The sequence below is a fragment of the bacterium genome (assembly GCA_035945995.1).
GTDB lineage: Bacteria > Sysuimicrobiota > Sysuimicrobiia > Sysuimicrobiales > Segetimicrobiaceae > DASSJF01.
This window is the reverse complement of the sequence record DASYZR010000062.1, coordinates 22,917-29,035: the sequence shown is the minus strand read 5'-3', so window position 1 is coordinate 29,035 and position 6,119 is coordinate 22,917. Positions and strand designations below refer to the sequence as shown.

Annotated in this window: 4 protein-coding genes; 1 reads left to right on the top strand and 3 read right to left on the bottom strand. The window is 69.2% G+C overall.

What is annotated here, in order from left to right; genetic code table 11:
* On the bottom strand, positions 1-645 hold a 645-nt coding region (locus VGZ23_06085; GenBank protein ID HEV2357164.1), incomplete at its 3' end, for a DNA primase small subunit domain-containing protein.
* 76 nt (positions 646-721) lie between these two features.
* Entirely contained in the window at positions 722-2,575 is a 1,854-nt protein-coding gene (gene typA / locus VGZ23_06080; GenBank protein HEV2357163.1) for a translational GTPase TypA, read from the bottom strand.
* A 787-nt stretch (positions 2,576-3,362) separates the two neighbouring features.
* On the opposite strand from typA, the gene VGZ23_06075 reads away from it, so the two are divergent.
* Positions 3,363-4,949 (top strand): DHA2 family efflux MFS transporter permease subunit, encoded by a 1,587-nt coding sequence (locus tag VGZ23_06075; GenBank protein ID HEV2357162.1) that lies wholly within the window; start codon positions 3,363-3,365, stop codon positions 4,947-4,949.
* 5 nt (positions 4,950-4,954) lie between these two features.
* Here the strand turns inward: VGZ23_06075 and fni are convergent, their stop codons facing one another.
* Positions 4,955-6,112, bottom strand: coding sequence for a type 2 isopentenyl-diphosphate Delta-isomerase (gene fni, locus VGZ23_06070; GenBank protein ID HEV2357161.1), 1,158 nt, complete (start codon positions 6,110-6,112; stop codon positions 4,955-4,957).
* Between the last annotated feature and the right edge of the window lie 7 nt (positions 6,113-6,119).

Below are 6,119 nucleotides of genomic sequence, written 5' to 3'. Positions count from 1 at the left end.
CCACTTGCTCGTCGCGAGCGCCGGCGCCCGCCGTTCCACCTCGCGGGCGAGGGCCAGAGCCGCCCGGCGAACCTCGTCGAACGTCCAGCGCGGCTTGAGGCGCGCCAGCACGTGCATCCCGCGCCCGCCGGACGTTTTCGGCCAGCCGGCGATCGCGAAGTCGTCGAGCGCGGCCCGGACGATGCGCGCGACCTCCCGCACCTGGGCCCACTCGATGCCCGGCCCCGGGTCGAGGTCGATGCGGAGCTCGTCGGGGTGGTCGAGATCCTCCGCGCGCACCGGGTGCGGGTGCAGCTCGAGACAGGCCAGGTTCGCCATCCAGGCGAGGACGGCGGGATCGCGGGGCACCACTTCTTCGGCGGTCCGGCCGGACGGGAAGTGCAGGGACACGACTTCGACCCAGGACGGCCGGGACTTCGGCGCGCGCTTCTGATAGAAGAAGTCGCCCTCGATGCCGTTCGGGTATCGCACCAGCATGTTGGGCCGTCCGCCCGCGGCGCGGAGCGCGCCGTCGGCCACCGCGAGGTAGTATCGAACCAGATCCAGTTTCGTGTGCCCGCGCTGCGGGAACAGGATCTTTCCCGGATTCGAGATCGCCACGCTGCGGTCGCCGGCGACGACCTCTTCTCGCTCGGTGGCGGCCATGGCCCGGCCCGCTGCCCCCCCGACGGATTCAGCCCGCGTCGCTGTGAGGCACGGTCACGTCATCGTGTCCGGCCGTTCAGCCGGCGTGCGGGGCAGGTGCCGGGCTGCGGGCGGGGGCGCCGGGAAGGTCATCTTTCTTGGGGCGGCGATTGGCCTGCAGCACACGTTTCCGCAGGCGCAGCGACGCCGGGGTGACTTCCACGAATTCATCGTCCGCGATGAATTCGATCGCCTGCTCCAGGTTGAGGGCCCGGAACGGGACCAGGCGGACGGCGATATCGGCCGTGGACGACCTGATGTTGGTCATCTTCTTTTCCCGCACCGCGTTGACATCGAGGTCGTTGTCGCGGGCGTGCTCGCCGACGATCATGCCTTCGTACACCTCGGTGCCGGGACCGACGAACAACTCGCCGCGCTCCTGCAGATTGTAGAGCGCATAGGCAGTCGTCGCGCCGCGGCGATCGGCAACCAGGGCGCCGGTCGGGCGGCGGGGGATCTCGCCCGTCCACTCGATGTAGCCGTCGAAGAGGGCGTTCATGACGATGGTGCCGCGGGTGTCGGTCAGCAGCTCGCTGCGGAGGCCGATCAGGCCGCGGCTCGGCAGCCGGAACTCCAGCCGCACGCGTCCGGAGCCGTGATTGCGCATGTTGACCATCAGCGCCTTGCGGGGACCCAGCTTCTCGACCACCACCCCGACAAATTTCTCCGGGATGTCGAGTGAGAGCCGCTCGACCGGTTCCATGAGGCGGCCGTCGCGGACCCGGGTGACGATTTCGGGCCTGCCGACCATCAGTTCATACCCTTCCCGGCGCATCGTCTCGATCAGGATGGCGAGCTGGAGCTCACCTCGGCCCATCACCGTAAACGTGTCGCCCGTGCCGCCGTCCTCGACCCGCATCGAGACGTTGGTGAGCAGTTCTCGCTCCAGGCGCTCGCGGAGGTTGCGCGACGTCACGTAGGTGCCTTCTCGTCCCGCAAACGGCGACGTGTTGAGGGAGAACTGCATGGCGATGGTCGGTTCGTCGATCGCGACCCGCGGCAGGGGCGCCGGCGTCTCGGCATCCGTGATCGTATCGCCGATCGCGATGCCTTCGACGCCCGCGACGGCGATGATGTCTCCGAGGTCGGTGGACTCGATCTCGACGCGCCGCAGACCGCTGAACGAAAACATCTTGGTGATGCGCGTCTTGGACAGCGTACCGTCGACCTTCGCGATGCCGACGTCCCCGCCGGTCCGGAGCGTGCCGTCAAACACACGCGCGATGGCAATCCGGCCGAGGTAGTCGCTGTAGTCGAGATTGGCGACCAGGACTTGAAGCGTGTTCGCGGCATCCCCCGCGGGCGCCGGCACGGTCGCGAGAATCGTGTCGAAGAGGGGTCGAAGATCCCCGCCCGTCTCTCCGACCGCGGCCGCCGCGGTGCCCGTTCTCGCATTGGTGTACAGCACCGGAAAATCGAGTTGGGCCTCGGTGGCGTCCAGGTCGATGAACAAGTCGTAGATTTCGTTCAAGACCTGCTGCGGCCGGGCGTCGGGCCGGTCCATTTTGTTGATCACGACGATCGGCGGCAGGCCGGCCTCCAGGGCCTTGCTCAGCACGTACCGGGTTTGCGGCAGCGGTCCCTCGCTCGCGTCGACGAGCAGCATGACGCCGTCCACCATTTTGAGGGCGCGCTCGACCTCGCCGCCGAAGTCGCTGTGCCCCGGCGTATCGACGATGTTGATCTTGGTCCCGTGGTAGAACACCGCGGTGTTCTTGGCGAGAATGGTGATGCCGCGTTCCCGTTCGAGCTCGTTCGAGTCGAGCACGCGGTCCACCAGGGCCTCATTGGCGCGAAACGTGCCGCTCTGTCTCAGCATCGCGTCGACGAGGGTGGTCTTCCCGTGGTCGACATGCGCGACGATGGCGATGTTGCGGATGGCCTGTGTCACGGTCCACTCCCTCGGGTGCCTTCAATCCTCTTAGGATGTCACGGCAAGGAGTTCAGGTCAAGGGAGGGTCCGGATCTCTGCGAGACACCGCGACCCGCCGCGAACGGCCGTCGGCGTCACAGGACTTGAGCCGGACAACGGCTAATTGCGGCCGACGAGACGCGGTTCGATTATCCTGACGCAGAGGGAGCGGATGATGCGACGGCGCCGGACCGGCGTGCGGACCATGCTGCTTGTCGGGGGCGCTCTCGTCATGTTGATCTCGCTCGGCCGCGGGGTCCCGGGCGCCGCGGCGCCGCCGGCGTCCACCGCCGGTCTCGCGGGGAGCTGGGCGGGGACATGGCAAAGCACCCGGTCCGCCGCGAAGGGGCGCTTTTCAGCGGCCTTGGCGACCAAACCGGTTTGGTGGGGGGGCGCCGAGGTGACCGGAAACGTGGAGCTTCGAGGCATCGCCTGTTATGGTGTCTTGCGGGTGTCGGGAAGCTACTATCGCGGGAATGAGTATGTCCTCAGCGCGGATGGGCCCGATGGGACCGTGCGATTGACGTTGGAGGTGAACGTCACCAACCGTCCGTCGAGAGTCCTATCGGGCAATTACGACGTTGTGTCGAACGGGACGGCGTGCGCCTCGGATTCGGGACGATTGACCGCAACGGCCAGGTGATCGTGCGGGAGATCGCGGCTCATGACGCCGTCCCGCGGAATCACACTCCTGCTCGGCGCGTTCCTGCCCTAAGGAATGCCGACGCCGCGAACGCGCCCCGCCATGGGCGAGGATCGATAACGCATGGCCGCGGAGGCGGTGCTCGCCGCGCCGGCGGAGCGCCGCGCACCATCGAATAAGTGGCTCGTCACGATCGCGGTCCTCCTCGGGGCCATGATGGGCGCCATCGACTCCAGCGTGGTGAACGTGGCGCTCGCACGGATCCAGGCGTCCTACGGGGTGACGACTCAGGAGGTGACGTGGGTCAGCACCTCCTATCTCATCGCGCTCGTCATCGTCATGCCGCTCACGGCGTGGCTCGGTTCGGTGCTCGGCCGCCGGCGGATGTTCCTGACGGCGATCGCGGCCTTCACCGGGGCGTCCATGCTGTGCGGTCTGTCGCGCACCCTCGGACAGCTCATCGCGTTCCGGGTGCTGCAGGGCGTCGGCGGCGGCGTCCTCGCGCCCAGCGCGCAGGCCATCATGCGGGAGACCTTCCCCCCCGAGGAGCAGGCACAGGCGCAGGGCATCTTCGGCATGATCCTGCTGCTCGGCCCCGCGATCGGCCCGACCCTCGGCGGCTGGCTCACCGACAACTACTCCTGGCCCTGGATCTTCTTCGTCAACCTGCCGATCGGCATCGCCGCGCTGTTGATGGGGGCGCAGTTCATCGTAGATCCGCCGTACATGACACGCCGGGGGCTGCGGCGGATCGACGGCGCCGGCATCGTGCTCATGGCGGTGGGACTCGCCGCGCTCCAGGTTCTGCTCGAAGAGGGCGAAACGGACGGCTGGTTCCAGAGCTCGTTCATCGCGGGCGTCGCGCTCCTCAGCATCCTGGCGCTCGCGGCCTTTATCGTCTGGGAGCTCCGGGCGGGCGAGCCCGCGGTCGATCTCCGCATCTTTCGAAACCTGTCGTTCGCGTCCGGCGCGTTCATCGGCGGCGTGATGGGCCTGGCGCTGTTCGGCGGGCTCATCCTGCTGCCGCTCTTCGTCCAGAACCTGTTGGGCTACGATGCCACCCAGGCGGGCCTCACCCTGATGCCCCGGTCCGCGGTGATGGTCCTCATGATGCCCGTGGCCGGCGCGTTGTACAATCGGCTCGGCGTGTACGTCATGCTTCCTTCCGGCCTGGCGCTGGCCGGGATCTCGGGTCTGATGATGGCGCGGTTTACGCTCGACAGCGGCCCGGTGCAGCTGCTGGTGCCCCTGCTGATCCAGGGCACCGGCTTCGCGCTTATGTTCGTGTCCCTGGCGACGACGACGCTCTCGACGATCCCGCGCCGCCAGATGCAAAGCGCCGCGGGAATGTTCACCCTCATGTTCCAGTTGGGGGGGAGCCTCGGGACCGCGCTCGTCATCACCGTGGTGGACCACAAGATCACGACCGCGAGCGCGAATCTGATGAAGTACGCGTCCGTATACAACCCGGCGTTCATGCAGTGGTGGAGGGCCTTCGAACTCTGGTTCATCGGCCGCGGCAGCGATCCCACGACGGCGCACAGGCAGGCGCTGGCCGCGCTGCAGCAGGCGATCGGCCGGCAGGCCGCCGTCGTCGCGTTCGATTACGCGTTCGGCGTCATCGCCGCGGTTTTCTTCGTCTGCCTGCCGCTCGTGCTGCTCCTGCGGCGGGGACGCGCACAGGCGGAGGAGCCGGCCGCGATCGGCTGACGCTGTTACGACATCTCCGCGGCGGGTGTGAGGGCGTCGGCATAGCCGAGGTCCTCGATCCAGGCCCGGGTGGATCCCAGGATCACTTTGGGGATCGCGGCGAGGTCCCCGATCGCGCGGCCGCCGGTCAAGAACACGGCGACCCGCAGCTCTTCCAGAAACTGGGTGATCCAGGCGTCGATCGCCGCGTCTCCTTCGAGGGCGGCGAGCAGCAGCGGGCGGCCGACGCCCACGAGCGTCGCGCCGAGGGCGATCGCCTTGGCCGCGTCCAGTCCGGTCCGCACCCCGCCGGTGGCGATGATGGGCAGGCCGGCGGCCCGGGCGGCGGCGACGGACACCGCGGTGGGGATGCCCCACTCGTGATACACGGTCCCAAGCTTCACCCGGCGCGCGTCGCGCCGGGCTTTGGCCCGCGCAGTTTCTATCGCCGCGAAGTTCGTGCCGCCGGCGCCGCCGACGTCGAGCGCCCGGAAGCCGAGATCGCGCAACTCATACGCGAGGCCGCGGGAGAGCCCGGCGCCGGTCTCCTTTGCGATGACCGGGACGTCGAGGCCGCCGATGGCGCGCACGACCGCGTCCCGGATGCCCGACACGCGGCGGTCGCCCTCGGGCTGCACGATCTCTTCGAGCAGATTGAGGTGGATCGCCAACGCGTCGGCGCGGATCATCGAGACGGCGTCGGCGAGCTGCCGCGGGCTCAGCGGCGGACCGCTGTCCTGGGGCACCAGTTGGGCGGCGCCGACGTTGGCGATCAGCAGGGCGGTCGGCGCGGCATCCCGGGCCACGGTGTAGGTGGAAGCGAGCGTGGGGTTGCGCAGGGCGGCGCGCTGGCTGCCCACGCCCATTGCGAGACCGAACCGCTCCGCCGCCGCCGCGAGCCGCCGGTTGACGTCCCGCGCCGCGGCGTGCCCGCCGGTCATGGCCGCGATCGCCAGCGGTCCCCGCAGCCGGCGGCCGAGAAAGTCGCGGCTGAGATCGATCGCCGCGACGTCCGCGCGCGGCAGGCCGTGGTGGACCAGCCGGATGTCCGCCCATCCGGGCCCCGCCGCGCCGCTCATCTCCCCGGCCGCGGCGAGGCGGAGGTGCTCCGCTTTGCGCTGCTCGACGGGGTCGGCCGCGCGGCGCCGCCCGTGCCGGGCCTCGGGCGGCCGCCGGCCTGTCACGGACGCG